The organism is uncultured Paracoccus sp. (assembly GCF_945915435.1).
In the GTDB taxonomy this organism is placed as follows: Bacteria; Pseudomonadota; Alphaproteobacteria; order Rhodobacterales; family Rhodobacteraceae; genus Paracoccus.
In genome coordinates this window covers 96,527-122,964 of the sequence record NZ_CAMEFG010000003.1, presented here as the reverse complement: position 1 = coordinate 122,964, position 26,438 = coordinate 96,527, and the positions used below count along the sequence as shown (strand labels likewise).

The following is a 26,438-nucleotide window of genomic DNA, read 5'->3' as shown; positions in this document are numbered from 1 at the left end:
ACCTCAGCCCGCCGCCTGCCCCCCGGTCGTCTGCGCCTTGATCGCGGCGACATGGGCGGGATCGGCGGCCAGCGCGTCGGCCGCCAGTTCGCGCGCGCGGGCCATCAGGCCATCGGGGGGCGCGATCTCGTCGATCAGCCCCCATTGCAACGCCTGTTCGGCCGGGATCTTCTGCCCGGCCATCAGGATCATCCGCGTCCGCGCAGGCCCGATCAGCGCGGCCATCCGGCCCGCATCGCCCGAAGGCGGCAGATAGCCGAGCCGCATCACCGGATAGAAGAAACGCGCCTGCGGCACGGCGATGCGGATGTCGCAGGCAAGCACCATCCCATGCGCGCCACCCGCGACCGTCCCGTTCAGCGCCGCGATCGTCAGGCAGGGCAGCCCCGCGATCAGCCCCGACAGCCGCGCCCATTGCGGCGACAGGGCCAGGCCCCGCGCAACCTCGTCCAGATCGGCGCCGGCGGAAAAGACCCGCCCCTCGCCCGTCAGGATCAGGGCGCGCAGGTCGGTGGCGGCGGCTTCCTCGACCGCATCGGCCACAGCCGCCAGCATAGTTTCGGTCAGCGCATTCGCCTTATTGGGGCGCGAAAGGGTCAGAGTGGCCAAACCCTGCTCAATTGTATGAAAAAACATGGGAACACTCCTTGGACTGCCAGGTTCGCTGTGGCACAACCGGCATAAATTCTCGCTTGCGATCCTGAAAGGTAAAATCCATGTCCCTTCGACTGACAAGCTCGGCACTTGCGTTGATGGCCTTTTCCGTTCCCGCCCTTGCGGATATCACACCGGAAGAGGCATGGCAAAACTGGCTGCAATATTTCGAGGCCTCGGGCTACGAAATCACCGAAGGCAGCCGCGAACAGGCCGGTGCGACCCTGACGCTGAAGGATGTTGCCTTCACCACCGGGGACGAAAGCGGCGCGCTCAACTTCACCGTTCCCGAAATCATCTTGCAGGAAACCGGCGACGGCGGCGTGCGCCTGACCCAGACGCCCGAGCAGGACCTGGAATTCCGCGGCACCAACCCGGATGGCGAGGAATACGCCCTGACCATGCGGCTGCTCTATCCCGATCACGAGGTCGTGACTTCGGGCGATGCCGACGACATGACGCACAGCTACACCTATCCGCAGATGACGGTGCAGGTCCAGCAGTTGCAGACCGGCGAGGAAACCATCGACCTGCCGATCGAGATCGCGCTGACCAACTCCACCGGCAGCGTGCAGGCGACCGGCGGCGACACGCCGCGCTGGTCCTTCACCCACGCGACCGAGGGCGCCAGCTTCGACGTCGATGTCGAAACGCCCGACCTGACGGTCAAGGCCAACGGCACCATCGGCGCGCTCAGTTCGGAAGGGCAGATGGGCGGCGCGCCCGCGGGCACCAACACGAACGAAAACATCGGCGCCGCGCTGAACGCGGGGCTTGAGATCAAGGGCGTGGCCAATATCGGCGAGGTCGAGGCCAGCTTCGAGTTCAACGCCGCCCCGGAAGGCGAGCAGCCCCAGCAGGGCAGCGGCACCGTCCAGACCGGCCCGTCGGACCTGAACTTCGAAATGTCGCGCGACGGCCTGGTCTATCAGGTCAACAGCGGCAATGTCGGCTTCGAGATGGCAATGATGCCCGTGCCCTTCCCGATCACCTACGCGATCGAATCCAGCACCTTCGACCTGCAAATGCCGGTCTCGAAATCCGAGGACGCGCAGCCCTTCAAGCTGGCCTATTCGCTGACCGGCCTGACGCTTGGCGATCCGATCTGGGACCTGTTCGACCCGACCCGCCAGCTTGACCGCGACCCGGCCAATATCGACATCGACGTAACCGGCCAGACCCGCGTCAAGTTCGACATGATGGACCCGGATGCGATGGCCGCCGCGACCGAAAACGCCACGCCGGGCGAGCTGAATCAGGGCATCGACGACCAGCCCTTCGACCTGATCGAACTGACGCTGAACCAGCTTGCCATCAAGGCCGTCGGCGCCAATGTCGAGGCCAGCGGCGATCTGCGTCCTTCCGAGGAATTCGACATGGACCAGCCCGTCGGCAACCTGAACCTGCGTTATTCGGGCGTTGCCGAACTGGTGCAGAAACTGGCCCAGATGGGCCTGCTGCCGCCCGAGCAGGTGATGGCCGCCAACGCCATGATCGGCGCCTTCGGCCGCGAGGATCCGTCCAACCCCGGCACCCGCACCACGGAAATCGAGATGCGTGAGGACGGTTCCGTCTTTGCGAACGGCCAGCAGGTGCAGTAAGACTGCCGACCAGACAGTCAAGGTCCGATGACAGGGGCCGGGCTTCGTCCCGGCCCCTTTTCGTATGAGGTGATGATGAACGGCGCTGAAACCCTGCGGGAACTGACGGGGAAACTTCTGGATCAGGCGCTGCGCGCGGGCGCGGATCAAGCCGATGCGCTGGCCGTCTCGGGCGCGGCGGTCTCGATCGACGTGCGCGCCGGGCAGTTGGAACATGCCGAGCGCGCGGATGGCGTGGATATCGGGCTGCGCGTGTTGATCGGGGGGCGGCAGGCCTGCGTCTCGGCCTCGGACCAGTCGGACCGGACCCTTGCGGAAATGGCCGCCCGTGCCGTCGCGATGGCGCGCGAGGCGCCTGTGGACGACGATCTCGGCCTTGCCGAACCCGATCAGCTTGCGCGGGATACCGATGCCGGGCGGCTGGAACTGTTCGACGATGCGGCCCCACCCTCGCCCGACGAATTGCGCGACATGGCGCTGGCGGCCGAAGCGGGGGCGCTGTCGGTCGCAGGCATCTCGCGCGTCGAGGCCGCAAGCGCCAGCCACGCCGAACGCCGCATGTGGTTGCGCAGCTCGAACGGTTTCTCGGGGGGGCTGCGGCGCAGCAGCCATGCGATTTCGACCATCGCCATCACCGGCGAGGGGCTGGGGATGGAACGTGACTGGGCCTCGGAATCGCGCGTCTTCCGCAGCGACCTGCCCGACCCCGCCCAGATCGGGCGCGAGGCGGGTAGCCGCACCGCAGCCCGCGCGGGCGCGCGCAAACCGCCCACCGGCAGCTTTCCGATCCTCTACGATCAGCGCGTGGCGGCGGGGCTGATCGGCCATTTGCTGGCCGCCGTCAACGGCACCGCCATCGCGCGGGGCAACAGTTGGCTGCGCGACGCGCTTGGCCAGCAGGTGCTGCCCAGGGGGCTGGACCTGCACGAAAACCCGTTGCTGCGGCGGATGCCCGGCTCGCGCCCCTTCGACGGCGAGGGGCTGCCCACAGTCCGGCGCGACATCGTGGCCGACGGCGTGCTGACGGGCTGGACGCTGGACCTGACCACCGCGCGCAAGCTGGGGATGACCTCGACCGCCAGCGCGATGCGCGGCGCCGCCAGCCCGCCCGCGCCGGGGATCACGAACATCCGCCTGACGCCCGGCACCGCCTCGCCCGCGGATCTGCTGCGCGATATGGGGCGCGGGCTGGTCGTGACATCGATGCTGGGATCGTCGGTGAACCAGAACACAGGCGATTATTCGCGCGGCGCCGCGGGCTTCTGGGTCGAGAGCGGAGAGATCGCCTATCCCGTCAACGAATGCACCATCGCGGGCAACCTGCGCGAGATGCTGATGTCCCTGACCGCCGCCGACGACCTGCCGCAATGGCGCGGGCACTGCGTTCCAAGCCTGCTTGTCCGGGGAATGACCCTTGCCGGCGCATGAAACCGACCTGCAACTGCTTGCCCGCGCCGCCGAGGAGGGCGGGCGCATCGCCATGCGCTACTGGCGCAAGGACCCGCGCGCATGGGACAAGGGCGGCGCGGCTGGCCCGGTCAGCGAGGCCGACTTGGCCGTCAACGCCTACCTCGAGGACACCCTGCGCGGGGCACGCGGCGATTACGGCTGGCTGTCCGAGGAAAGCCCCGACAGCCCCACCCGCCTGGGTCCGGGGCGGCTGTTCGTCGTCGATCCGATCGACGGCACCCGCGCCTTTCTGGACGGCCAGCAGGGTTTCGCCCAGTCCATCGCCATCGTCGAGGGCGGACGGGCCGTGGCGGGCGCGGTCCATCTGCCCGCGCTTGGCCTGACCTATCTGGCGCAAGCGGACGGCCCCGCCACGCTGAACGGCCAGCCGATCCGCGCGCGCGAACACGACTTCGACGGCGCCACCGCGCTGGCCAGCAAGCCCACCTTCGCCCCCGATCACTGGCGCACGGGATGCGATGGGCTGCGGCGGCAGTTCCGCACCTCACTGGCGTGGCGGCTGTGCCTGGTGGCCGAGGGGCGTTTCAACGCCGCCCTGTCCTGGCGCAGCACCTGGGAATGGGACGTGGCGGCGGGCAGCCTGATCGCAGAGCGCGCGGGCGCGCAGGCCACCGACCGCATGGGTCAGGCGATGCGCTTCAACGCGGCGCAGCCACGGCTGGACGGGCTGATCGTCGCCCCGCCCCGGCTGCATGGGCAGATCATGGCCCGGATGGCCGGTCAGCCCCAATCTCAACCCGGCCAGACGACGGAAACGCAATGACGAACGACAAGACGAACCTGCCGAAACTGCCCGATGTCACGCTTGACAGGCTGGCCGATGCGATCACCTTCCAGCCCTCGACCGCGCAGGGGCGGCAATTGCGCGACGCGCTTGGCCGTTTCGCGACGGGGGTGACGGTCATCACCGCGCAGGGACCGGGCGGGCCGGTGGGGATGACGGTCAACAGCTTTGCCAGCGTCTCGCTGGAGCCGCCGCTGATCATGTGGTGCCCCGCCCGCGCGTCCAGCAGGCATGACATCTTCGCGCAGGCGCAAGGCTGGTCGGCGCATATCCTGGGGGTCGAGCAACTGGACGTCTGCCTGCGCTTCACCCGTGGCGGCGCGGGGTTCGAGGGGCTGGCCACCGACATCACCCCCGAGGGCGTGCCGGTCATCCCCGGCACCGCCGCGCGGTTCGACTGCGCGCGCTATGCCTGCCATGCGGCGGGCGATCACTCCGTGCTGATCGGGCAGGTCCTGCGCGTCACGACCGGGGGGCCGGACGACCATCCGCTGGTCTTTGCCGCCGGGAAATTCGGCAGCTTCGAATCCGGCTGAGCCGCTCAGAACCCGTCGAAGGCCAGCGAATCCGCGAAAAGCGGCTCGGGCCGGGTGGCGCTGGTGCGGATCGCCGCGCCCGGCCCGCCAAGCACCGCGATCTGGCGCGCCAGCGCGGCGATGGCCGCCGATTGGGCCTGCGCGATCACCCCCGCGTCATCCGAGGGCAGCGGCACCTGGATGTCGAAGCTGCGCGCGTGGTTCGTCCCGCCCGCGCGGTCCTCGGACAGGAAATAGCGCCCCGAAAGGCGATAGGTCCCGCCCGCCTGCGCCAGCGCGCGCTCCACCCGCACCTCAAGCCTGCGGCGGGGCGGTTCGGCCAGCGGCCAGGGCTCGGCGATGACAGTCGCGCCAGAAATATCGGAAATCGCCCGCGCCAGCGTCATGGTAAAGCCGCGCTGCGGATTGTCGGCCCACAGCCGCCGCGAATCCAGCCGCACCGCCCCGTCGCCGGTCTGCCATGCGATTTCGTCGCCCGAAGCATATTCGGGCAGCGATACCTCGCGCAGTTCCACCGTGCCGAGGCGGTCGGGCACACGTTCGCCCGTCGCGGGCGGGTCGATCAGGTAGCGCCCCGTCTTCATCGGATTCGAACATCCCGCCAGCAGTGCAAGGGTCGAAAGGGCGATCAGGAAATGGCGTATCATCGGCTTACCGTCCAAGGATGAAGGCGCGGGGATTGCGTTCGATCAGGCGCGCAAGGCTGCCGAAGGCATTGGCGGCGCGGCGCATTTCACGCATCATACCAATGGCTTCGTTGTTGAAATCCGAACGGTTGCCATAGGCCGCGATCACGGTGTCGGCGCGCGCCAGCAGGGCCTCGATCCGCCGGGTCACCTCGGGCATCCGCTCGGTCGAGGCGGCGATGCGATCCGCCGCGACACGGGCGGAAACCAGCGCCTCGTTCAGGCTGCCCGCCGCATTGCCGTCGCGCAGGTCGTTGAGCAGCCCCGAGGCGGCTTGCAGCGTTTCCGACAGGTTGCGGGGCAGTTGCTCGGCATCCTCGCTGCCCAGCATGGTGCGCAGGTCGCCAAGGATGGCGCTGACCTTTTCGCTGATGCCGGGAAAGTCGAACTCGTCGAAGGAATCGACGGCGGCCTCGATCCTGTCCACCATGTCGGGCACGTCGTCGGCGGCGATGCGCACGGATTCGGCGGCCAGCGTCGCCTCATCGACAAACCCGCGCATCTGCCCGATGGCCCCGCCCGCGCGCAATTCGGCGGTGGCGGCGCGCAATTCCCCGGCGGCGCCCTGAATCTCGTCGATGGCCACGCGCAGGGATGCGGGAACGGCACGGGTGTCTTCGTTCGCGGCGATGGCGGTGATGCTGTTCATCATGTCGGTGGCGGCGCGCATCACCTCTTCTATGGGCATGTCGTTGACGCGCGCCAGAACCCCCTGCGCCGTATCCGCGATGCCCGACACCTCGCCGGGAACCGAGGGCAGCAGCGGATGGGGCCGCGCCTGCCGGTCCAGTTCCGCGGGATCGGCATCCTCGATCTCGATCAGGTCAATGACAAGCGAGATGCCGAAGAAACCCGCACCGGCAACCTGCGCGCGCAGCCCGTTTTCGACACGCCGGGCCAGGTAGTCCAGCGTTTCGTCGGGCGTCGTTTCCGCCGGCAACCCAAGGCGCGAGGGCGTCAGCGCAACCGTCAACTGCTGATAGACCGCGCCCGCGCCGTCATTGGCGTCGGGATCGACCCGAACCGACAGTTCGGTGACCCGCCCGACGGTCAGGCCCCGGTAGCGCACCTCGGCCCCGACCTCCAACCCGGTGATGTTGCCCTCAAGCTGCACCGACAGGCGCACCAGCGTTTCCTCGTCGATGAAGACCGAGGCGCGGGCGCTGGCCTCATCGGGGTGCAGGGGAAAGACATGGCCCTGCGGAACGCGCTGGCCGCCGCTGGTCAGGGTCGCGAACTCGATCCCGCCTTGCAGAAGCGAGGCGACCGAGCTGACGTTCACCGCCACCCCCGTCGGGCCAAGCGAGACCGAAAAGCCTGAAATGTCCCAGAAAACCGTGGCCGTGGTCAGCCGCTGGTCATGGGGCGCGTTGATAAAGGCGTCGGCCAGCACGGATTCGTCGTCCCGGCCAAGGCGCAGGTTCTGCATCGTGCCGACCTGCACGCCGCGAAAGGTCACCGGCGCGCCCTCGGTCAGCCCCTTGGCATTGTCCGAGGACAGCACGATCCACGTCCCCAACTGGCCCACGCGCGTCAGCGGCATCCGGTCCAGCCCGGTGAAATTGCGCTGCGTCTCGCCCACCTCATTGTCCCAGAAACCTTCGATGAAGGCGCCGGTCAGCACCGTGTCCAGCCGCTGGATCCCCTGCGCCGAAACCTGCGGGCGCACGATCCAGAACTCGGCATCCGAATCGATATATTCGGCCACGTCGCGGTCGACGCGGATATTCACCACGACCCGCGACAGGTCCGAGGTAAAGCGCACCGATTCGACGCCGCCCACCGTGATCTCGCGGAATTTCAGGGCGGTTTCGCCGGGGATGATGCCGGTCGCATCCGAAAACTCGACGCTGATCAGGGTGCCGCGGCCGCTGTAGGCGTTCCACGCCAGCCCAAGCGTAACGATCAGCGCCACGATCGGCACCAGCCAGATGACCGAGATCCCCGCGCGGGCGGCGCGGGCCGCGGTCTTGCGCACCGGGCTGGCGGGTTTCAGGTCGGAATCGTTATCGGTCATGCAAAATCAGTCAAAGGTCCCGGCGGTTGCGCAACGGCAACCCGCGCCAGATCAGTCGCGGGTCGAAACTTTGCGCGGAAAGCATGGTAAAGGCAACAGACAAGGCAAAGCTGGCCGCCGCCGGGCCGGGGTGGATCGAGGCCACGAAACCCAGTTGCACCAGCGCCGACAGGATCGCCACGACGAAAACATCGATCATGGACCAGCGCCCGATGAACTCGACCACCTCGAAGACATGCAGGCGGCGATGCGCGCTTGCGACCGTGGCGGGACGCCCGGCGGCCAGCGCCAGCCAGGTGATCGCCACGAACTTGCCGATGGGCACCACGACCGAGGCGGCGAAGACGATCAGCGCAACACCCCAGTTGCCATAGCGCACCAGCTCGATCACGCCGCCGACGATGGTGGCGTTGCTGTTGCCCTGCAATCCGGCGAAGGTTTCCGTGCGCAGCATCGGAAACAGGTTGGCCGGGATGTAGAAAATGATCCCCGCCGCCATCCACGCCCATACCGCTTGCAGGCAGCGGCGATCGGGCGGCACCAGTTGCGTCCCGCAGCGGTTGCACAGCTCTTGCGATTCGGGCCAGACGCGGCCGCAGCCCCGGCAGCCGATCAGCCGCGCGCGATGGGCGGTCATGATCGGCGCGGCGGCATCGTCGGCGGCGGGCTTCATGTCTGCCCCCGTGGCACCGTGTCGGGGGTCATTTCGCGGCCGTCGGTCTTCAGCCCGCCGTCCTCGATCGCGTCCCAGATGGTCGTGGCGCTGGTAAAGGCGAACGAGGCCGCGTTGACCAGGATCAGCCCGCAAAACGCCCAGAAGGCGGGGCCGAGGCTGACGCTCGCCAGCCCCGCGACCTTGACCAGCGCAACGGCGGTTCCGATGATGAAGATCTCGGCCATGGACCAGGGCCGCAGCGCCTCGGACAGGCGAAAGGCCGGGACCGCATGGCGCCAGGGCGGGCGTCCGCCGGTCAGCGGCATCAGCGTGTAGACCAGCAGCCCCGCGCGCAAGGCGGGAACCGCCACGATCAGCGTCAGCATCGCCACCGTCAGCGGCATCAGCCAGCCATGCGAAAACGCCAGCGCCACCCCGAAAAGCGAGGTCGCATTGCCGAACCCCATGCGCGAGATTTCCAGGAACGGAAAGAACACCGCCGCGAAGATCAGCACCAGCGAGGTGAAGGACAACGCGATGATCCGCGAAAACGCCCCCGCGCGCGGACGCGCAAGGATGCCGTTGCAGCGGATGCAGCGGGCGGTTTCGCCGTCCTCCAGCTCCTCCTCGACATGCAGCGCGTCGCAGCGCGGACAGGCGATCAGCCCCCTGCCCGTCCGAAGATCATATGTCACGCCCTGCCTGTCCATCCACGCAAGATAGACGCGGCGCGGCATTTCGCCAAGCCGCGAACTGGTCCGATACCGCCTGTCTGGCCGGGGAAAATAGATGGCATTTTATCCGTTAACTGGATGTTTGCCGCCTGGTCGTAAAGCTTCGGTTCAGCAGCACAGTGGAAAAGGGTCCCGCATGCCATCGCGCAAGGGCAATTCGCCCATCATCGTCAAACGGATATCCTCGGGCCAGGACGGGGGGCATCACGGCGGCGCGTGGAAGGTCGCCTATGCCGATTTCATGACCGCGATGATGGCGTTCTTCCTGCTGATGTGGCTGCTGAACGCGACCACCGAAAAGCAGCGCAAGGGCCTGGCCGAATATTTCAATCCGACCGTGATACAGACACCGGCCGGCGGAACCGAAGGCGGGTTCGGCGGGCAGGACGCGGAATCCCCCGATGACGGTGGCCGGGGCATGGGCGCATCGCTGGACCAGCGCCTTGCCCAGGCGCGCGAGGGGGCCGAATCGGGCTTCGACCAGATGGCGCGGCACATTCAGGACCAGTTGACCGGCAGCGGCGCGGAATCGATGCAGATGACCAACCTGCTGCGCCATGTCGTCACCCGCATGACCGACGAAGGGCTGGTGATCGAACTGACCGACCTGACCTCGGACCCGCTTTTCGACGGCGATTCGGCCCAACCGACGGCGGCCATGCGCGAACTTGGGGCGATCCTGGCACGGGTTCTGGGACGGGTGCGCAACGATATCGCGATCAACGGCCATGTCCGCGCCTATCCCGAAATGCTGGTCCAGTCGCCCGTCTGGGCCTTGTCCGACGCCCGCGCCCACACCGTCCGCAACCTGCTGCAAGAGGCGGGCTTCGACGAAAGGCGCATCCAGCGCGTGGTCAGCCATGCCGACCGCCGCAACCGCTCGGTCAATCCGATGGACCCCAACAACAACCGGATAGAGGTGATTTTACTTAGATAGCGGCGAAAAATCCGCCGCCGTTAGGCGGATGTTAACGCCCTTGCCACATCCTCGAACAAAAGACAGATGCGAAAGGTCAATCAATCATGTCCATGTCCTCGGCAATGAATGCAAGCGTGGCGGGTCTTGCCGCCAATTCGACACGCCTCGCCGGCATTTCGGACAATATCTCGAACTCGAGCACCTACGGCTACAAGCGGGTGGACACCGAATTCGAATCGATGGTCATCCGCCAGACACGGGGGGCAGGCACCTATTCCGCCGGTGGCGTGCGCGCCAGCACCCAGCGCCTGATCGACCAGAAAGGCCCGCTGGTGGGCACATCGCACCCGATGGATATCGCGGTTTCGGGGCGCGGAATGCTGCCGGTGATGAACTCGGTTCACATGCCCTCGATGGGGCGGGACGACCGGCCCCTGCTGATGACGACGACGGGGTCCTTCAGGACCGATGCGGATGGGGTGCTGAAGACCGAATCGGGGCTGGTGCTGATGGGCTGGCCCGCGAATGCGGATGGCTCGATCCCGGTCATGGCACGCGATACCACCGTCGGACTGCAACCGATCGTGATCAACCCCAACCAGACCTCTGCCGATCCGACCAAGAACATGTCCCTGGGCGTGAACCTGCCCGCGACCGATACGCAGGCAGGCGCGCCGGGCACGACCTGGCCGCTGAAGGTGGAATATTTCGGCAACCTCGGCACTTCGGAATCGCTGGACATCACCTTTACCCCGCAGGTCGCCGCGGGCAGCGGGATGTCGAACACCTGGAACATGGTGATCCGCGATTCGGCCTCGGACCCGGCCAACAACATCATCGGGGAATATACGCTGGTCTTCGACGACACGCAGACCTCGGGCGGAACGCTGGCCTCGGTAACCGCGCTTTCCGGCGGCGGCTACGATCCGGCGACGGGCGGGCTGTCGTTGCAGGTCGCCGGCGGCCCGATCACGGTCAACATCGGGCGGCTTGGCGATCCGAACGGGTTGACCCAACTCAGCGACGATTTCGCACCGACCAATATCACCAAGGACGGCTCTCCGGTCGGCAACCTGACGGGGGTCGAGGTCGACGAATACGGATATATCCGCGCAACCTACGACACCGGCTTTACCCGCACGATCTATCAGATCCCGCTGGTGGACGTGCCCAATCCGAATGGCCTGTCGGCACTGAACAACCAGACCTACCAGGTCTCGCCCCATTCGGGATCGTTCTTCCTGTGGGATGCGGGCGACGGCCCGACCGGTGCCGTGGCAGGCTACACGCGCGAGGGGTCGACAACCGACATCGCCGCCGAACTGACCGACCTGATCCAGACGCAACGCGCCTATTCGTCCAACGCCAAGGTCATCCAGACCGTGGACGAAATGTTCCAGGAAACGACCCACCTCAAACGGTGAGTCGGCATCAACCGAAGGGTCCGAACAGATGAGCCTCTCCTCAGCCATTTCAAACGCCGTTTCCGGCCTGACCGCGGTTTCGCGCGGAACCGAGATCGTGGCGTCCAATCTCGCCAACGCCTCGACCCCCGGCTATGGCGCACGCGAAGTTTCACTATCCGCGCGCACGTTCGGGGGCGGTGTCCATGTCGACGGGGTAATCCGGCGGGTGCCCGTCGCGATCCTCGCCGATTCCCGCCTCGCGCAGGCCGACCTGGGCAAGGCCCTGCTGACGCATGATTTCCACAGCCGGATCGAACAGGCGGTAGGATCCGCCAATCAGCCCGATTCGCTGCTGGGCATGTTCAACGATTTCGAGAATGCGCTGACGATCGCAGCGGCCACCCCGGAAAGCGGCCCACGCCTGCAAGGCGTCCTGGACGGCGCCCAGGCCCTGACCCAGAAGATCCGGGCAATCGCAGATACGATCCAGGCATCGCGCAGCGAAGCCGATCAGCGAATTGCCAAGGATATCGATCGCCTCAACACATCGCTTTCCGAAATCGCGCGCCTCAACCGCATGATCACGGTCGCAAGGTCCAAGGGCCAAGACAGCGCCGGTCTTGAGGATGCGCGCCAAAACATGATCGCGGGCATTTCCGATATCGTCGCGATTCAAGAGGTGCCCCGCGCCAATGGCCAGATCGCCCTCTTCACGAAAGGGGGGGCAACCCTGCTTGATGGGACGACACCGGCAAAGATCGAGTTTTCCGCGACGCCAGTCATCACGCCGCAAATGTCTTTCCAGCATGGTCAGCTTGGTGGCATCACCTTCGACGGCATGGCACTCAGTGGAAACCAGATGTCGCTCTTCCGGGGCGGCAGTCTCGAGGCCGCTTTCGACATCCGCGACAATCTGGCGCCCGGCTATCAGTCCACCATCGACACCTATGCCGCTGATCTCTATCGCCGGGTGGCGACCGACACCGTCGATCCGACGATCGGGACCGGCATGCCCGGCCTATTCACGGATCGGCAATCCACATTGTCGAACGTCGACCTGACTGGCTTTGCAAACCGGATTGAAGTCAACGCGGCACTTGACCCCGAGAATGGCGGCATCTTGTCGCGCATCCGTGATGGTCTTTACGGACTATCGTCTCAAAACGTCGCCGACGGGACGATATTGAACAATATTCGCGACGCGCTGGCCCGCCGTGACAGCGCGATGATCCCCCGGACCGGTGTGACCAACCACTCTGCCACGACTTTCGCATCGGAGATCCTGACCTTTGCCGCCAATGATCGGCTGAAATCCGAAGCAGGAGCACAAAAAAGCAAATCCTATTCCGAAGGTATCGAAATGATGCTTGCTGCACATGGCGTGGACAGCGATCAAGAAATCGAGCAACTCATCCAGCTTGAAAAGGCCTATGCTGCAAACGCCAAGGTTATTCAGGCCGCAAACGATATGCTGGATCAACTCCTGAGGTTATCATGAGCAATTTTTCATCCATCGGTGATTTGTCCCGTTCCTTTCAGCTAAGATTGGCAAATTACAATATCAAAAGCCGGATTGATACCCTGGTAGGCGAGGTAACAACCGGCGTCAAATCGGACATCGCCAAGGCAAACGGCGGCGATCTTTCCCAAGTCAATCAGATCGAAGGACGGATCGAAGCACTGAAAACCTTCATGATGAACATTCATCAGTCCACTACCGAATTGACGAACATGCAATCGACCCTTACCGCCATTCACGATATCGTGGCATTCGACGGACCGTCGATCCTTGCCGGATCAGGCACGGGGTCCCATAATTCCTTGTTGATCCACGCCTCGCAAGCAGCCGATGACCTTGAAGTCGTTGTCAATATGCTGAATGGCTCCGTAGGGGGGCGCTTTCTGTTTTCCGGGCAGCAGACCGATGCTGCTCCGCTGGTTTCCGCGGATCAGATGTTGTCCCAGATACAGGCCGCTATCAGCGGGGCGACAACGGTCGGCGACATCGTCACAGCGGTTGATCAATGGTTCGATGCGGTCGCCGGCGCAGGCGGTTTCCTGGACCATACCTATACGGGGTCAGACAACGGTCGTGCGCCGATCCCCATCGACAGATCGACAAGTATCGGCACGGATTTGACCGCCGCCGCCCCCGAAATCCGCGAAACCCTGAAAGGTCTGATACTGGGTGCCCTTGCCTGGGACAGGCGCGACAGCATCCCCACCACTGAGTTGCGAGATCTGATGGAGATCTCCGGAACCCGACTAACGACAGCGGCAAGCCTTCTGACCGATCTGCGCGCCCATGTCGGCATGCAAGAACAGGCAACCGCACGGGCGAAGGTCCGCAACGAATCTGAAAGCGCGGCCTTGCAAACCGCGCGCAGCAATCTGATCGGCGCCGATCCCTACGAAACCGCGACAGCGTTGAAAGAGGCCGTGGCGGATCTTCAGAACATTTACGTCATCACCGAAAGAATTTCGTCACTGAAGCTGACGGATTACCTGCGATGAACAGGTTCGTCCTCTGTCTGTTTTTGTTGATCCTCCCAAGTCTCGCGATTTCCGCGCCGGTCAGAATCAAGGATATCGCAACGTTTGACGGTGTTCGGGGAAACGATCTGGTGGGTTACGGCCTTGTCGTCGGACTTAACGGCTCTGGCGACAGTATCCGCAATTCACCTTTCACCGAAGAAATCATGGCGGGACTGCTGGAACGATTGGGCGTCAATGTCACCGACGACCCGTTCAGGCCCAAGAACGTCGCCGCCGTGATCGTGACGGCAACCCTACCGCCATTCGCACGCGCAGGTTCTCAGATCGACGTCAGTGTCGCAGCGATCGGCGACGCCAAAAGCCTTTTGGGCGGCACCTTGGTCATGACACCGCTTAATGCCGCGGATGGCGAAATTTATGCAGTTGCGCAAGGTGCAATCCTTTCCGCAGGGGCCGAAGCAACGGGCGAGGCGGCCCGGGTCGTGCTGGGCGTTCCGACCACCGGATCAATTCCTGCCGGTGCAAGGGTCGAGCGAGAGGTGAATTTCGAGTTCGCCTCGATGACAACATTGCGCATAGCACTTAGAAACCCTGATTTTACAACTGCTGCACGGATTGAAGCCGCAATCAACAATGACTTCGGGGTCAATATTGCCGAACTGCTGGACTCGGGAACAGTATCGATCAATTCAACCGTTCTGGGCAACGTGAACCCCGCCCGTGTCGTCGGCAGGATCGAGAATATACAGGTCCGGCCCGAAGCGATCGCGCGCGTGGTGGTGGACCACAAATCAGGAACGATCGTGATGGGCGACGATGTGCGCGTTTCGCGGGTGGCCGTGTCCCAGGGCAATTTGACCATCCGGGTGCGCGAAACGCCTGTAGTTTCGCAGCCGAATCCTTTTTCCCTGGGTGAGACCGTCACCGTTCCACGCACCCAGGCGGAAATCACGGAAGAGCCCGGAATCGGATTTGCGGAACTGCAAGGTGAAACCTCATTGTCCGATGTGGTCGCGGGTCTCAATGCCCTGGGCGTCAAGCCCCGTGATCTGATCGACATCCTGCAGACGATCCATGCTGCGGGGGCGTTACATGCAGAATTCGTCGTCCGATGACGCAGCAAGCGCGACCCTGGGCAAGCGAAAAGCTGCTGGGAGAGCCTATATGACCGTATCCCATCTGCTCAACGATCAGCGGATCGAAGAATCTGTCGGCGGCACATGCAAGTTGCAAAAGCTGATCTCGCCGCCGGTTTCGCCCAGTTCCCAATGCAGCTTGCAATCCAGATTGCGCAGGCAGGTTGCCAGCAGCGCAAAATGGATATCCGACGGTGCCGGCATGGGTAATCGCGGGACAGCATCATGGTCAAGCCAGCCCCAGAGAATGGTGTCATGCTTGATCCGCTCTGCCTCGGCAACCAGTCGCCAGCGATTTTCGCTGCGGCACACCAGGACCCGTCCACCCCAGGGCATGGCGCTTTCCAGACACATGAGAGAAAGCAGGATCAGCCGCGCTTCGATTCTGGGCAGATCGCTTTCGAGTTCGCAGCGGATACGCATGCGGCCATTGCAATCCGCGTCGTCCAACAGTTCCTTGAATGCGGCGGCTGCAAGGTTCTGCTTTGGGGTAGCCTGGCCGAAGGCCACGCGGAACCAGTTGATCCGACTGCGCGCCGCCGCAACGCTGTCGGCGATCAATTGCACCTCGGGGGAATGCGCGATCTTCTGCACTTGGGGCGAGAAGTGCAACAACTCCAACCCATTCCCGATCGCCCCGATAGGAGAGATGAGATCATGGCACAAGCGCGATGCGATCAATGCGGCCAGTTGGTCGGATGGCGGGAAATGGCCAAAGGGACGTCCGCCCGCCTCTAAAATCGTCGCATCTTTCATTAATTTTCAACCCAAGATCAATCATTCCACACGGATCGGCACCATGAGCAAGAACTGCTGCGCCGGATGTATCGCCCCATCATCTGGCACCGGCATAAGGAACAGACACAAACGCGGATGGCCGACAGGTTGGCGACCCCGCTTCACGCATGCCGACGAGTTGGTCGTTTCGGGCAAGCATGCTGCGTTTATCCTGATAGTATGAATGCTTAAGGCTTACGGTAAACGAACATATAACAACCATAAGTGAAGTCAATTTTCTTTTTAGCAACCCCACCAGAAAGAAGATCCCTTGACAGCAGATGCGGCAGCCCCACCAGATCACGCCCATGCGCGCAACGCTCATCGCCCGGTTGCCAAGCGGCCTGCGGCACAATATGGACAGCATCAGAAACCGTCAGCCGGCCCCTTGATGACAGCCGAGAACCCTTATTTCACCACCCGCATCGCATCTTCGGAAAGCGATCTGCAAGCGGCGCAACGCCTGCGCTATCGCGTTTTCGTCGAGGAGTTGGGCGGTGACGGCGTCATGGTCGACCATGCCAACCGGCTTGAGCGCGACAGTTTCGATGACATTTCGGACCACCTTCTGCTGATCGACAAGCAGCGTCCGCCAGACGACCAGATCGTCGGGGTCTATCGCCTCTTGCCGCAGGACCGGGCAGAAAAGGCGGGGCATTTCTACACTGAGGGCGAATACGACCTGACCCCCCTGCGCCAATCCGGCCGCAAGCTGCTGGAGCTTGGCCGGTCCTGCCTGGCGCCCGAATATCGCGGCGGCCCGGGCGTTTTTCTGTTGTGGAACGGGCTTGCCGAATACATCCTGACGACGGGGGCCGAGATCCTTTTCGGAGTCGCGTCCTTTCACGGCACCGATGCGGCGGCGATGGCGCAGCCCCTGTCCTGGTTGCACCATCACCACCTGGCGCCCCCGGCCGTGCGCCCCCGTGCCCGCAATGATGGTTATCAGCGCATGGACCTGCTGCCTGCCGACCAGCTTGACCGGCGCGAGGCGATGCGCGCCATGCCGCCCTTGATCAAGGCCTATCTGCGGCTTGGCTGCACGATTGGCGACGGGGCATTTCTGGATCGCGACTTCAACACCACCGACGTGCTGATCATGATCGACACCGCCAATATGTCGGCCAGGCACCGCAGCTATTACGAGGAGCGCAGGCAGCAGGCATGAGCGGGACCGGCCGCCCCTCGACCGCGACCTGGCAAGGCGAGGATCAACCGCTGCCGCCCCCCTTGGGACCTGCGGGCTGGCTTCGGGCCGTGCTGCGCGGCGGGGCGATCATCACCGTCCTGCTTCTGGGCGTCCTGCTGATCCTGCCCATGCGCCTGATCGAAAAGGCGATCGCCGGACCGCGCCGCCCTGTCACCGGCCCCTGGGTCCAGATGGTCTGTCGGTTGGTGCTGGCGATTCTGGGTATCCGCTGGCACCGCGTCGGAACGCCGATCCGGGGGGCCGGTGCGGTTGTGGCGAACCACTCGACCTGGCTTGACATCTTCGTGATGAATGCCGCGCTGCCCGTGTTTTTCGTCTCGAAGGCCGAGGTGGCGGGCTGGCCTGGCATCAATATCCTGACCCGCGTGACCGATACCCATTTCGTCGCGCGCGACCCCCGCTTCGCCCGCCAGCAGGCCGAGGAATTCGCCACCCGCACCCGTGCCGGGCACCGGCTGCTGTTCTTCCCCGAGGGCACCAGCAGCGACGGGCAGCGCATCCTGCCCTTCAAGCCCACGCTGTTTCAGGGTTTTCTGGACCCGGCGCTGCCTGCGGAACTGGCGGTTCAGCCGATGACCGCGCGCTATGTCGCACCTGCGGGGCAGGATCCGCGCTTTTATGGCTGGTGGGGCCGGATGGAACTGGGGCCGCATCTGCTGGCCGTTCTGGCGCAACATCCGCAAGGCAGCGTCACGGTGACGCTGCATCCGCCCATTCCGGTCGCCGGGCAGAACCGCAAGACCCTTGCCGCGCAGGCCGAGGCTGCCGTCAGGCAGGGCTTCACCGGCGGGGACGGCTTGGCGGACAGCTAACCGGCTGCTGAAAAAGCGTTTCAAGAGGAGGTCATCGCGGCAATCATTCTGGATGCGGTGAACATCGGCCCCAAAAGGGGGTTTCCCTGCCGAAGGCGGATTTCCCCCGATTTCCGCCCAGTCTCTTCGCTCCGCGGATTTTGTCAGCGGACAGCTAAGGGATGTTAACACTTGATCATGTCGACGATGAGGCCGCAGCTCGGGAAAGCTCTGAACATGATGGCGAGTTTGTCGAAACGGGAGAAGATGCGGCGCAAGCCCTTCAGCCTGCGAAACATCCGCTCCACCTCGTTGCGACGCTTGTAGAGGTCGCGGTCGTATTCCCACGGCTTCTTGCGGATCGTTTTGGGCGGGACGACCGGGTCAAACCCCAGGCCCAGAACAAGCTGGCGTGTTTCCTCGCCCTCATAGACGCGGTCCATCAGCATCGGAAGGCCGGTGAGCGGCCTTTTCCAGCCCCGACAGAGCGCGTCCCTCGGGTGCATCATGGGCCTGGCCGCCGGAAAGGCTGAACGTCAGGGCTGTTCGGGCATCCGCTTGCTACCAGATGAACCTTGATGTTCCCTCCGACGCGAGATTTTCCGATGGCCTGAGGCCCTTTTTTTCCGCGCGCCCGTGCCGTCCGGGTGAACCTTGACCGAGGTGCTGTCGAGACCGAGGCATTCGACCCGGACCCGGATCAGCCGGTGCTTCTGCAAGGCAGCAAACAGCCGGTCGAGCATGCCGGCCTCGGCCCGACGGCGCAGGCGGGTGTAGATCCTGTGTCAATTGCCGAACCGTGGCGGTAGCGCCCGCCACCTGCAACCATTCTCGGCCACAAAGAGCACCGCGTTGATCATCGTCAGGTTGGAGACCCGTACCTTGCCGCGCTGCACAGGCAGACAGGGGCGGATCAACTCATATTGCGCTTCTCTTGTCTCATTCATTTCAAATGGATAACATGCATGCCGAAATCAGGGTGGTGTCAACTCGCCCTCAGTGCAGCCGCCGGAAACCTTGCCGGACGGCCAAACCGCAGGCATGTGGCCTGCCAAAGCGATCAGGGCATTTCCACGATGGCGCGCCCTGGTTTTGGGGTTGGGGATACGCAGAAATTCCGGGGCATTTCGGCACTGACGCCTTGGCGAATTGCCCAAAGGCAGGCATGGCTTTTCCAAACCGGCATGGCGTGTTTTTCGGCATCCCGCCACGACAGCGCAAGGACTGGCACGGTCCTGACCATCGCCGCAGAACGGAACAGGCGCCAGAAGCATTCCGGGTGCCAGCCTTGAAGGCCGCTGAAAAACCTGGCGCGACAGGGTGACCCGGACCTGGAATCGGAAAACTGCCTTGGATCGGGCGAAGATATCCTGTTTTCAAGCCGATGCTTGTCAGATGCGGGGCAAACACGGCAGGATACCCCTTCGGCACCTGTTTCCAGCGGCCCCCGTTATGGAAAACCTGCCCGATCGGGCATGATACAGCCAGAGATTCGCATGTTTCGGATCGCGCCTGCGACAATTTCCCAAGCTGCCGGCACCGGGATTCGGGGGCTTTTCGGCAGGCTGTCCGCCACGTGGGACGCGCAAGACCCGCGGCGTTTCGCCGGTTGTGCAAACGGCCGCAAGGCCCGGAAATGGCGCGGGCCGGTTACAGCGGGAAGAACAGCGGAATCGCAAGGCAGGCCGCCAGCCCGGTCACGATGTCCAGCGGCAGGCCGACACGGATGAAATCGCTGAACTTGTAGCCCCCCGGCCCGTAGACCATCATATGCGTCTGGTAACCGATCGGCGTCGCGAAGGCGACCGAGGCCGAGAACATCACCGCGACGCAATAGGCGCGCGGATCGTGGCCCAGTTGCACCGCCAGCGCGATGGCGATGGGGGTCAGGATGACGGCGACGGCGTTGTTCGACAGCACCTCGGTCAGCGTCAATCCCAGGAAATAGACGCAAACCAGCGTCAGCACGGGCGGCAGCCCCTGCAAATGGGGCGCGACGAAATCGACGATCAGTTGCACGGTGCCGGTATGGTCCAGCGCCTCGCCAATGGCCAGCATCGAAAAGATCATCGCCATCAGCCGCGCATCGACATAGGTGAAGGCTTCCTCGGCATCGACGCAGCGGGTCAGCAGCAGGACGGCGACGGCAAGAAAAGCCAGCACCATGATCGGCGCGACCCCAAAGGCGGCCAGCGCCACCACGGACAGCAGCGCGGCCACGGCAATGGGGGCCTTCTTGCGGCGAAAGGCCCGCTCGGTCGGGCGCGACACGTCCACCAGGTCCATGTCAGCCGCAAGCCGCCCGATGTCCTCGGGCGTGCCTTCCAGCAGCAGCGTATCGCCGACATGGATGACCAGATCGTCCATCTGCCGCCCGATGTTCTGGTTGCGGCGATGGGCGGCCAGCACATAGACGCCATAGCGGCGGCGCAAGCGCATGTCGCCAAGCCGCCGCCCGACCAGCCGCGCACCCGGCGAGATCAGCACCTCGACCGTTTCCGTCGCGACCGAGCTGAGCCGGTCCACGGGGCGCAGGTTCTTGTTGCCCTGCATCTCCAGCAGGTCGCTCATTTCGGTGCGCAGCACGACGCGGTCGCCCTGCTCCAGCACCGCCTCGGCCAGGTTGCGGCGCAGGGATGCGTCGCCGCGCAGCACGTCGATCACCCGGATGGCGTCGCGCTTGAACAGGGGAACCTCAAGCACCGGGGTGCCGATCAGGCTGCTGCCTTCGGGAATGGCGACCTCGGTGAAATATTTCATCGACCGCTTGCCGCCAAGGACGCCGCTCAGCGTCGTGCGCTCGGGCAGCAGCTTGTGGCCGATCAGGACGAAAAAGGCGACGCCTGCCGCCAGAACGGCAAGGCCGACGGGCAGGATCTCGAATATGCCGAAGGGTTCCATCCCGACATTGCGGACGACACCGTCCACCAGCAGGTTGGTCGAGGTCCCGATCAGCGACAGCATCCCCCCCATGATCGTGAAATAGCTGAGCGGCATCAACAGCTTGGACGGCGCGATCCCGGCTTTTATCGCAACCTGGATGACGATGGGGATCATCACCGCCACGACCGGCGTGTTGTTCATGATGCTGGCCACCGCGATGATGAAGCCGAACATCGCCGCGATGGTCGCCCTCGGGTGGATGTCCGCGCGGGCGGAAACGAGCTGGGACATGATTTCCAGCGCCCCGGTGCGCATCAGCCCGCCCATGATCACGAACATGAAGGCGATGGTCCAGGGCGCGGGGTTGGACAGCGCATCCATCGCGCCGTCCAGCGGCATCAGGCCCAGCACCAGCATGGCCCCGGCGGCAATGATGGCGACGACTTCGGGCGGATATTTCTCCAGCACGAAAAAGACGAAGGTGATGGCCATGATGGCCAGGGCGGCAATCGGTGCCGCCGTTCCGGTCAGTTCGATACCGAACATTCTGCCCGCTTCCTCCCGGAAAAAACGCGATGCGCCGATAACCGTGGCGCCTTGAAACAAAACTCAGCGGGCCGCGTCACCTTGGCCCGCCGTTGAAATATCCGTCTGGGAAAGTTTGCCGCCGAACCGCAGCGGCTGGATGTCCCTGGCAAGGCCGGTGCGGTCGTCGGTGGTGACCAGCACCCCGCTCAGCGTCGCCTCGCCTTCCGAAGGGGTGAAGCGGTCGCGCGACATGCCCGTGATGAAGCGCCGCATCGGCTCGGCCTTGTCCATGCCGATGATGCTGTCGTAATCGCCGCACATGCCCGCGTCGGACTGATAGGCGGTCCCGCGCGGCAGGATCTGGTGATCGGCGGTCGGCACATGGGTATGGGTGCCCACGACAAGGCTGGCGCGGCCATCGCAATAATGGCCGACTGCCATCTTTTCGCTGGTCGCCTCGGCATGGATGTCGACGACGGCGGCCTGGACCAGCCCACCCGCCGGATGGGCGCGCAGCACCGCGTCGATGGCCGAAAACGGGTCGTCGAAGGGCCTGCGCATGAACACCTGCCCCAGCACCTGCGCCACCAGCACCTTGCGGCCCTGTGTTGCCGTAAAGACACGTGCCCCGCGCCCCGGCGCATCCTTGGCGAAGTTCAGCGGGCGGATGATGCGCGGCTCGGTCTCGATGAAGGACAGCATGTCCTTCTGGTCGAAGGCATGGTCGCCAAGCGTGATGCAATCGGCCCCCGCGTCCAGCAGCAGCCGGGCATGGGCGGCGGTCAGCCCCATGCCGCCGCTGGCATTTTCACCGTTGACGATGGTGAAATCCACGCGCAGCCGCGCCTTCAGCCCAGCCAGCCTTTCCGAAATCGCGCGCCGTCCGGCCCGCCCCATCACATCGCCAAGATAGAGTATTTTCATTCACGAAGCGTTAAGACAAAGCATGAAACCACTCAAGACCCGACCTGTCGCAGAAGGGCGTTTTTCAGCCGGCCAGCCATGCGCCGATCGCGATGAACAGCGCGGCGAATCCCGCCCCGGCGGCAAAGCTGGCCGCCATCCCGCGCCGTGACCGGCGGGGGGGACCGCTTTCGTCGGTGTCGCGCAGGAAACGGCCCAGGCCCCGCTCGATCGCGTCGGGGACCAGCGGGCCGTAGCGGCCAAGCGCCTGCACCACGCGCAGCCCGTCGCGCAGCATCGCGCGCGGTCCCAGCGTATCGCGGATGTAGCTTTCCACGATGGGGCGGGCGACCTGCCACATGTTGATCTGCGGGTTCAGCGAACGCGCCACGCCTTCGACCACGACCATCGTGCGCTGCAACAGGATCAACTCGGTCCGGGTCTGCATGCCGAACCGCTCGGTCACCTCGAACAGATAGGCCAGCAGGTTCGCCATCGAGATCCGGCTGGCATCCGCGCCGAAGATCGGCTCGCCCACCGCACGCAGGGCGCGGGCGAATTCGTCGCGGTCGCGGTCGGCGGGGACATAGCCCGCCTCGAAATGCACGCGCGCCACGCGGTCGTAATCGCGGCTGATGAAGCCCATCAGGATCTCGGCATAGATGCGGCGGGTATAGGCGTCGATCTCGCCGATGATGCCGAAATCGTAGACGATGATATCGCCGTTTTGCGCGACCTTCAGGTTGCCCTGATGCATGTCGCCGTGAAAGAACCCGTCGCGCAGGGCGTGCAGCAGGAACAACTCCAGCACACGGTTGCCAAGGCGAGCGGTGTCGTGGCCCGCCGCCTGCAAGCCGGGCACGTCGCCCAGGGGCAGCCCCTCGGCCCAATCGCTGGTCAGGACGCGCCGCCCGGTCAGGCCCCAGACGGGGGCGGCGACGGCCATGCCCGCGTCGCCTGCGGTATTCTCGGCATATTGCGAGGCCGAGGCGGCCTCCAGCCTCAGGTCCAGTTCGCCCATCACCACGGATTCGAAATGCGCGATCACGTCGCGCGGACGCAGGCGGCGGCTGGACGGCGACAGCGCCTCGATCATCGAGGCGGCGAAGTGGAAGGCGTCGATGTCGCGCCGGAACGCCGATTCGATACCGGGACGCAGCACCTTGACGGCGACCTCGCACCCGTTGTCCAGGCGGCGCGCGCGATGGACCTGCGCGATGGAAGCGGCGGCGACAGGCTGGGAAAACTCGGAAAAGACGGCCTCGACCGGGCGGCCCGTCTCGGCCAGGAAGGTCTGGCAGGCGTCTTCCTGCGCAAAGGGCGGCAGGCGGTCCTGCAACATGCGCAACTGGTTGGCCAGATCGACCCCGACCACGTCGGGACGGGTCGAAAGGATCTGGCCGAACTTGATATAGGCAGGCCCAAGCGCGGTGATCGCGCGCGTCACCGGCGGCAGGGCCGGATCGCCCCTGTAGCCCAGCCAGCGAAACGGCCAGCCAAGGATGCGGGCGGCAGCGCGCAGGCGTGGGGGCGCCTCGACGGCATCCAGCGCGACGCCCATCGCGCCGGTGCGCTCGAAGGTGGCGCCGGTGCGGATCAGGCGCCAGATGTTGTGAGGTCCGCGCATCGTTACAGCTTCCAGCCCGAATGCAGCGCGGCGATGCCCATCGACAGGTCGCGATATTGCGCGCGCCCGAATCCGGCGTCGCGGATCATGTCGGCAAAGGTCTGCTGGTCGGGAAACTTGCGGATGGATTCGACCAGGTATTGATAGCTGTCGCGATCCCCCGCCACCACCTGCCCCATCGCCGGGATGACGTTGAAGGAATAGCGGTCGTAAAGCCATTGCATCGCGGGAACGGGCATGTGGCTGAACTCCAGCACCATCAGGCGGCCACCGGGGCGAAGGACGCGGAAGGCCTCGGCCAGCGCGTCGGGGATGCGGGTGACGTTGCGGATGCCGAAGCTGATCGTATAGCGGTCAAAGCTGTTATCGGCGAAGGGCAGCGCCATCGCATCGCCCGTGACCCATGCCAGCCGGTCGGCCAGCGCCCCGGCCTCGGCCCGCTTGCGGCCTTCGATCAGCATCGATTCGGTCATGTCGCAGACGGTAACGCGGGCACCCGGCGCGCGGTCCAGGAAACGAAAGGCGATATCGCCCGTCCCCCCCGCCACGTCCAGCAGGTGCTGGCCGTCGCGCGGGGCCAGCCAGTCCATCATGGCGTTCTTCCAGATGCGGTGGATACCCACGCTCATCACGTCGTTCATCACGTCGTAGCGCGAGGCAACGCGGGAAAAGACGCCGTGGACCAGCCCGGCCTTTTCATCCTCGGCAACGGTCTGAAAGCCGAAATGGGTTTCCTTGCGGTTCGAATCGTTCATATGCTTGCCGTTCGCCTGTTTCGCGCCCAGTTAATGCGGATGCGCGCGGCGCACCATGCGACGAATGGGAAGAAAATGCCAGAACTGCCAGAGGTCGAAACCGTCCTTCGCGGCCTTGCCCCCCACCTCGAGGGCCGCGTGATCGCCCGCGCCGAGGCCCGCCGCCCCGATCTGCGCCGCCCCCTGCCGCCCGATCTGGTGCAGGTGCTGACCGGGGCGCGGGTCGTCGGATTGCGGCGGCGCTCGAAATACCTGCTGGCCGACCTGGACGGGCGCGGCACGTTGCTGCTGCACCTGGGCATGTCGGGGCGGCTGCTGATCGAGGGGGCCGCGACGGCGGATTACCACCGCGACCCGGCGATCCTGCCGCGCCACGATCATGTCGTGCTGACCACCGACCAAGGCACGACCGTCACCTTCAACGACGCGCGCCGCTTCGGCATGGTCGATCTGCTACGCGAGGGCGACGAACCCGCCGCCTTCGCCCGGCTCGGCCCCGAGCCGCTGTCGGACGATTTCACCCCCGAGGTGCTGGCCGCCGCGCTGAAGGGCCGCGCCACGGCGATCAAATCGGCGCTGCTGGACCAGCGCATCGTGGCGGGGCTTGGCAATATCTACGTCTCGGAATCGCTGCACCGCGCCGGGATCGACCCGCGCCGCGCCGCCGGGCGGATCGGGCGGGCGCGGATCGAATCGCTGACCGCCCATATCCGCGACGTGCTGAACGAGGCGATCGCGGCGGGCGGATCGTCGCTGCGCGACCACCGGCAGGCGAGCGGGGAACTGGGCTATTTCCAGCACAGCTTCCGCGTCTACGACCGCGAAGGCGCGCCCTGTCCCACGCCCGGCTGCACGGGCGGCATCCGGCGCATCACGCAGGCGGGGCGGTCCAGCTTCTTCTGCGCCGCCTGCCAGCACTGACGCGGCGCGGCTGGTCAGGGCCGCGCCCGGCTGCTAGGAATCGGCGCAACGGGTCCGAAGCTGAAAAGAGGCGTCGCCAGATGGCATACCAGAATCTGATTGTCGAAACCGAAGATCACGTCGCGCTGATCCGGCTGAACCGTCCCGATGCGCTGAACGCGCTGAACTCGGACCTGGTGCGGGAACTGGCCGACGCGCTGCAAGAGGCCGACCGGAACGACAATATCCGCGCCATCGTCGTGACCGGCAGCGAAAAGGCCTTTGCCGCCGGGGCCGATATCAAGGAAATGGCCGGGAAAACCTATGCCGACGTGTTTGCCACCAACATGTTCGGCGACGATTTCAAGCGCATCACCGGCACGCGCAAGCCGGTCATCGCGGCCGTGTCGGGCTATGCGCTTGGCGGCGGGTGCGAACTGGCGATGGCCTGCGACTTCATCGTCTGCGCCGATACCGCCAGGTTCGGCCAGCCCGAGATCAACCTGGGCATCATTCCCGGCATGGGCGGCACGCAGCGGCTGGCCCGGCTGATCGGCAGGTCCAAGGCGATGGACATGGTCCTGACCGGCCGCTTCATGGACGCAGCCGAGGCCGAGCGCGCGGGCCTTGTCAGCCGCATCTTCCCCGCCGCCAAGCTGGTCCCCGAGGCGCTGGCCATCGCCCGCAAGATCGCCGAGAAATCGCGCCTTTCGGTCATGGCCGCCAAGGAATGCGTCCACCGTGCCGAGGAAACCTCGCTGGACGAGGGCATCCTGTTCGAGCGCCGTTCCTTTGCCGCGCTGTTCTCGACCGAGGACCAGAAGGAAGGCATGGGCGCCTTCATGGACAAACGCGAGCCGCAGTTCCGCGACCGCTGATTTCCGCTTGGCTTTCGGCCCCGCCGCCTGTATAGGCCGGGGCTACATGCGCGTGGGCCCGCTCAAGGCAAGAATCATGACCGTCCTTCGGG

The 26,438-nt window shown here is 64.9% G+C and carries 23 protein-coding genes and 1 pseudogene; 13 read left to right on the top strand and 11 right to left on the bottom strand.

The annotated features are described in order from the left end of the window. Positions 1-3 precede the first annotated feature (3 nt). Positions 4-636, bottom strand: a complete 633-nt coding sequence (locus Q0O97_RS02190) for an enoyl-CoA hydratase/isomerase family protein (RefSeq protein ID WP_294924172.1) — start codon at positions 634-636, stop codon at positions 4-6. Positions 637-716: 80 nt separating this feature from the next. On the opposite strand from Q0O97_RS02190, the gene Q0O97_RS02185 reads away from it, so the two are divergent. The 4 genes from Q0O97_RS02185 to Q0O97_RS02170 all read left to right on the top strand — a co-directional run bounded on the left by Q0O97_RS02185 (position 717) and on the right by Q0O97_RS02170 (position 5,045). Next, complete coding sequence (locus tag Q0O97_RS02185; protein WP_294924169.1) at positions 717-2,255, top strand: DUF2125 domain-containing protein; 1,539 nt, start codon at positions 717-719, stop codon at positions 2,253-2,255. Positions 2,256-2,330: 75 nt separating this feature from the next. Further along, entirely contained in the window at positions 2,331-3,683 is a 1,353-nt protein-coding gene (locus Q0O97_RS02180; RefSeq protein WP_294924166.1) for a TldD/PmbA family protein, read from the top strand. Then, positions 3,670-4,488 (top strand): 3'(2'),5'-bisphosphate nucleotidase CysQ, encoded by an 819-nt coding sequence (locus Q0O97_RS02175; RefSeq protein ID WP_294924163.1) that lies wholly within the window; start codon positions 3,670-3,672, stop codon positions 4,486-4,488. Before Q0O97_RS02180 ends, Q0O97_RS02175 begins: the two co-directional genes overlap by 14 nt. Further along, positions 4,485-5,045 carry a flavin reductase family protein gene (locus Q0O97_RS02170; RefSeq protein WP_294924160.1) on the top strand — a complete coding sequence of 187 codons (561 nt, stop codon included), beginning with the start codon at positions 4,485-4,487 and terminating at the stop codon, positions 5,043-5,045. Before Q0O97_RS02175 ends, Q0O97_RS02170 begins: the two co-directional genes overlap by 4 nt. Before the next feature lie 5 nt (positions 5,046-5,050). Here Q0O97_RS02170 and Q0O97_RS02165 read toward each other — a convergent pair whose 3' ends face one another. The 4 genes from Q0O97_RS02165 to Q0O97_RS02150 are packed head-to-tail and all read right to left on the bottom strand — an operon-like array spanning position 5,051 to position 9,098. After that, entirely contained in the window at positions 5,051-5,692 is a 642-nt protein-coding gene (locus tag Q0O97_RS02165) for an ABC-type transport auxiliary lipoprotein family protein (protein WP_294924157.1), read from the bottom strand. 4 nt (positions 5,693-5,696) lie between these two features. Further along, entirely contained in the window at positions 5,697-7,748 is a 2,052-nt protein-coding gene (locus Q0O97_RS02160; protein ID WP_294924153.1) for an MlaD family protein, read from the bottom strand. A 10-nt stretch (positions 7,749-7,758) separates the two neighbouring features. Continuing rightward, the gene (locus Q0O97_RS02155) at positions 7,759-8,421 is read right to left on the bottom strand and encodes a paraquat-inducible protein A (protein WP_294924149.1); all 663 of its coding nucleotides are present in this window, start codon (positions 8,419-8,421) and stop codon (positions 7,759-7,761) included. After that, a complete protein-coding gene (locus Q0O97_RS02150; RefSeq protein ID WP_294924147.1) occupies positions 8,418-9,098 on the bottom strand; it encodes a paraquat-inducible protein A in 681 nt (226 codons plus the stop codon). The genes Q0O97_RS02155 and Q0O97_RS02150 overlap by 4 nt, the downstream gene beginning before the upstream one ends. A 175-nt stretch (positions 9,099-9,273) precedes the next feature. Here Q0O97_RS02150 and Q0O97_RS02145 point away from each other — a divergent pair, with 175 nt between their 5' ends. The 5 genes from Q0O97_RS02145 (at position 9,274) to Q0O97_RS02125 (ending at position 15,073) form a co-directional block, all read left to right on the top strand. After that, positions 9,274-10,074 (top strand): flagellar motor protein MotB, encoded by an 801-nt coding sequence (locus Q0O97_RS02145; RefSeq protein WP_294924144.1) that lies wholly within the window; start codon positions 9,274-9,276, stop codon positions 10,072-10,074. Between the two features lie 86 nt (positions 10,075-10,160). After that, the gene (locus Q0O97_RS02140; protein WP_294924141.1) at positions 10,161-11,480 is read left to right on the top strand and encodes a flagellar hook-basal body complex protein; all 1,320 of its coding nucleotides are present in this window, start codon (positions 10,161-10,163) and stop codon (positions 11,478-11,480) included. Positions 11,481-11,508: 28 nt separating this feature from the next. Then, entirely contained in the window at positions 11,509-12,960 is a 1,452-nt protein-coding gene (gene flgK, locus Q0O97_RS02135) for a flagellar hook-associated protein FlgK (protein ID WP_294924138.1), read from the top strand. Beyond that, complete coding sequence (locus Q0O97_RS02130; protein WP_294924135.1) at positions 12,957-13,976, top strand: flagellar hook protein; 1,020 nt, start codon at positions 12,957-12,959, stop codon at positions 13,974-13,976. The genes flgK and Q0O97_RS02130 overlap by 4 nt, the downstream gene beginning before the upstream one ends. After that, positions 13,973-15,073 carry a flagellar basal body P-ring protein FlgI gene (locus Q0O97_RS02125; RefSeq protein ID WP_294924132.1) on the top strand — a complete coding sequence of 367 codons (1,101 nt, stop codon included), beginning with the start codon at positions 13,973-13,975 and terminating at the stop codon, positions 15,071-15,073. Before Q0O97_RS02130 ends, Q0O97_RS02125 begins: the two co-directional genes overlap by 4 nt. Before the next feature lie 75 nt (positions 15,074-15,148). Here Q0O97_RS02125 and Q0O97_RS02120 read toward each other — a convergent pair whose 3' ends face one another. After that, complete coding sequence (locus tag Q0O97_RS02120; protein ID WP_294924129.1) at positions 15,149-15,850, bottom strand: histidine phosphotransferase family protein; 702 nt, start codon at positions 15,848-15,850, stop codon at positions 15,149-15,151. Positions 15,851-16,262: 412 nt separating this feature from the next. Between Q0O97_RS02120 and Q0O97_RS02115 the strand changes: the two genes are divergently transcribed. Together Q0O97_RS02115 and Q0O97_RS02110 are read left to right on the top strand one after the other, a co-directional pair. Next, positions 16,263-17,039 carry a GNAT family N-acyltransferase gene (locus Q0O97_RS02115; RefSeq protein WP_294924126.1) on the top strand — a complete coding sequence of 259 codons (777 nt, stop codon included), beginning with the start codon at positions 16,263-16,265 and terminating at the stop codon, positions 17,037-17,039. Continuing rightward, complete coding sequence (locus Q0O97_RS02110) at positions 17,036-17,893, top strand: lysophospholipid acyltransferase family protein (RefSeq protein WP_294924124.1); 858 nt, start codon at positions 17,036-17,038, stop codon at positions 17,891-17,893. Before Q0O97_RS02115 ends, Q0O97_RS02110 begins: the two co-directional genes overlap by 4 nt. Positions 17,894-18,057: 164 nt before the next feature. Here the strand turns inward: Q0O97_RS02110 and Q0O97_RS02105 are convergent. The 5 genes and pseudogenes from Q0O97_RS02105 to ubiE form a co-directional block, all read right to left on the bottom strand. Next, positions 18,058-18,819: pseudogene (locus Q0O97_RS02105) on the bottom strand (IS5 family transposase). A gap of 703 nt (positions 18,820-19,522) precedes the next feature. Continuing rightward, positions 19,523-21,301 carry an SLC13 family permease gene (locus Q0O97_RS02100; protein WP_294924121.1) on the bottom strand — a complete coding sequence of 593 codons (1,779 nt, stop codon included), beginning with the start codon at positions 21,299-21,301 and terminating at the stop codon, positions 19,523-19,525. 63 nt (positions 21,302-21,364) lie between these two features. Continuing rightward, entirely contained in the window at positions 21,365-22,207 is an 843-nt protein-coding gene (locus tag Q0O97_RS02095; protein WP_294924118.1) for a TIGR00282 family metallophosphoesterase, read from the bottom strand. Between the two features lie 64 nt (positions 22,208-22,271). After that, complete coding sequence (gene ubiB, locus Q0O97_RS02090; protein ID WP_294924115.1) at positions 22,272-23,813, bottom strand: 2-polyprenylphenol 6-hydroxylase; 1,542 nt, start codon at positions 23,811-23,813, stop codon at positions 22,272-22,274. Between the two features lie 2 nt (positions 23,814-23,815). Then, positions 23,816-24,568 (bottom strand): bifunctional demethylmenaquinone methyltransferase/2-methoxy-6-polyprenyl-1,4-benzoquinol methylase UbiE, encoded by a 753-nt coding sequence (ubiE, locus tag Q0O97_RS02085; RefSeq protein ID WP_294924112.1) that lies wholly within the window; start codon positions 24,566-24,568, stop codon positions 23,816-23,818. 75 nt (positions 24,569-24,643) lie between these two features. Between ubiE and mutM the strand changes: the two genes are divergently transcribed. Both mutM and Q0O97_RS02075 read left to right on the top strand, forming a co-directional pair. Beyond that, positions 24,644-25,489 (top strand): bifunctional DNA-formamidopyrimidine glycosylase/DNA-(apurinic or apyrimidinic site) lyase, encoded by an 846-nt coding sequence (mutM, locus tag Q0O97_RS02080; RefSeq protein WP_294924109.1) that lies wholly within the window; start codon positions 24,644-24,646, stop codon positions 25,487-25,489. A gap of 80 nt (positions 25,490-25,569) precedes the next feature. Continuing rightward, positions 25,570-26,346 (top strand): enoyl-CoA hydratase, encoded by a 777-nt coding sequence (locus tag Q0O97_RS02075; protein WP_294924106.1) that lies wholly within the window; start codon positions 25,570-25,572, stop codon positions 26,344-26,346. The last annotated feature ends 92 nt before the right edge of the window (positions 26,347-26,438 follow it).

Bases quoted from the DNA above. Each gene is read 5' to 3' on its own strand.
- Q0O97_RS02190 (WP_294924172.1), bottom strand. From the start codon at position 636: ATGTTTTTTCATACAATTGAGCAGGGTTTGGCCACTCTGACCCTTTCG.
- Q0O97_RS02185 (WP_294924169.1), top strand. From the start codon at position 717: ATGTCCCTTCGACTGACAAGCTCGGCACTTGCGTTGATGGCCTTTTCC.
- Q0O97_RS02180 (WP_294924166.1), top strand. From the start codon at position 2,331: ATGAACGGCGCTGAAACCCTGCGGGAACTGACGGGGAAACTTCTGGAT.
- Q0O97_RS02170 (WP_294924160.1), top strand. From the start codon at position 4,485: ATGACGAACGACAAGACGAACCTGCCGAAACTGCCCGATGTCACGCTT.
- Q0O97_RS02165 (WP_294924157.1), bottom strand. From the start codon at position 5,692: ATGATACGCCATTTCCTGATCGCCCTTTCGACCCTTGCACTGCTGGCG.
- Q0O97_RS02160 (WP_294924153.1), bottom strand. From the start codon at position 7,748: ATGACCGATAACGATTCCGACCTGAAACCCGCCAGCCCGGTGCGCAAG.
- Q0O97_RS02155 (WP_294924149.1), bottom strand. From the start codon at position 8,421: ATGAAGCCCGCCGCCGACGATGCCGCCGCGCCGATCATGACCGCCCAT.
- Q0O97_RS02145 (WP_294924144.1), top strand. From the start codon at position 9,274: ATGCCATCGCGCAAGGGCAATTCGCCCATCATCGTCAAACGGATATCC.
- Q0O97_RS02140 (WP_294924141.1), top strand. From the start codon at position 10,161: ATGTCCATGTCCTCGGCAATGAATGCAAGCGTGGCGGGTCTTGCCGCC.
- flgK (WP_294924138.1), top strand. From the start codon at position 11,509: ATGAGCCTCTCCTCAGCCATTTCAAACGCCGTTTCCGGCCTGACCGCG.
- Q0O97_RS02130 (WP_294924135.1), top strand. From the start codon at position 12,957: ATGAGCAATTTTTCATCCATCGGTGATTTGTCCCGTTCCTTTCAGCTA.
- Q0O97_RS02125 (WP_294924132.1), top strand. From the start codon at position 13,973: ATGAACAGGTTCGTCCTCTGTCTGTTTTTGTTGATCCTCCCAAGTCTC.
- Q0O97_RS02120 (WP_294924129.1), bottom strand. From the start codon at position 15,850: ATGAAAGATGCGACGATTTTAGAGGCGGGCGGACGTCCCTTTGGCCAT.
- Q0O97_RS02115 (WP_294924126.1), top strand. From the start codon at position 16,263: ATGACAGCCGAGAACCCTTATTTCACCACCCGCATCGCATCTTCGGAA.
- Q0O97_RS02110 (WP_294924124.1), top strand. From the start codon at position 17,036: ATGAGCGGGACCGGCCGCCCCTCGACCGCGACCTGGCAAGGCGAGGAT.
- Q0O97_RS02100 (WP_294924121.1), bottom strand. From the start codon at position 21,301: ATGTTCGGTATCGAACTGACCGGAACGGCGGCACCGATTGCCGCCCTG.
- Q0O97_RS02095 (WP_294924118.1), bottom strand. From the start codon at position 22,207: ATGAAAATACTCTATCTTGGCGATGTGATGGGGCGGGCCGGACGGCGC.
- ubiB (WP_294924115.1), bottom strand. From the start codon at position 23,813: ATGCGCGGACCTCACAACATCTGGCGCCTGATCCGCACCGGCGCCACC.
- ubiE (WP_294924112.1), bottom strand. From the start codon at position 24,568: ATGAACGATTCGAACCGCAAGGAAACCCATTTCGGCTTTCAGACCGTT.
- mutM (WP_294924109.1), top strand. From the start codon at position 24,644: ATGCCAGAACTGCCAGAGGTCGAAACCGTCCTTCGCGGCCTTGCCCCC.
- Q0O97_RS02075 (WP_294924106.1), top strand. From the start codon at position 25,570: ATGGCATACCAGAATCTGATTGTCGAAACCGAAGATCACGTCGCGCTG.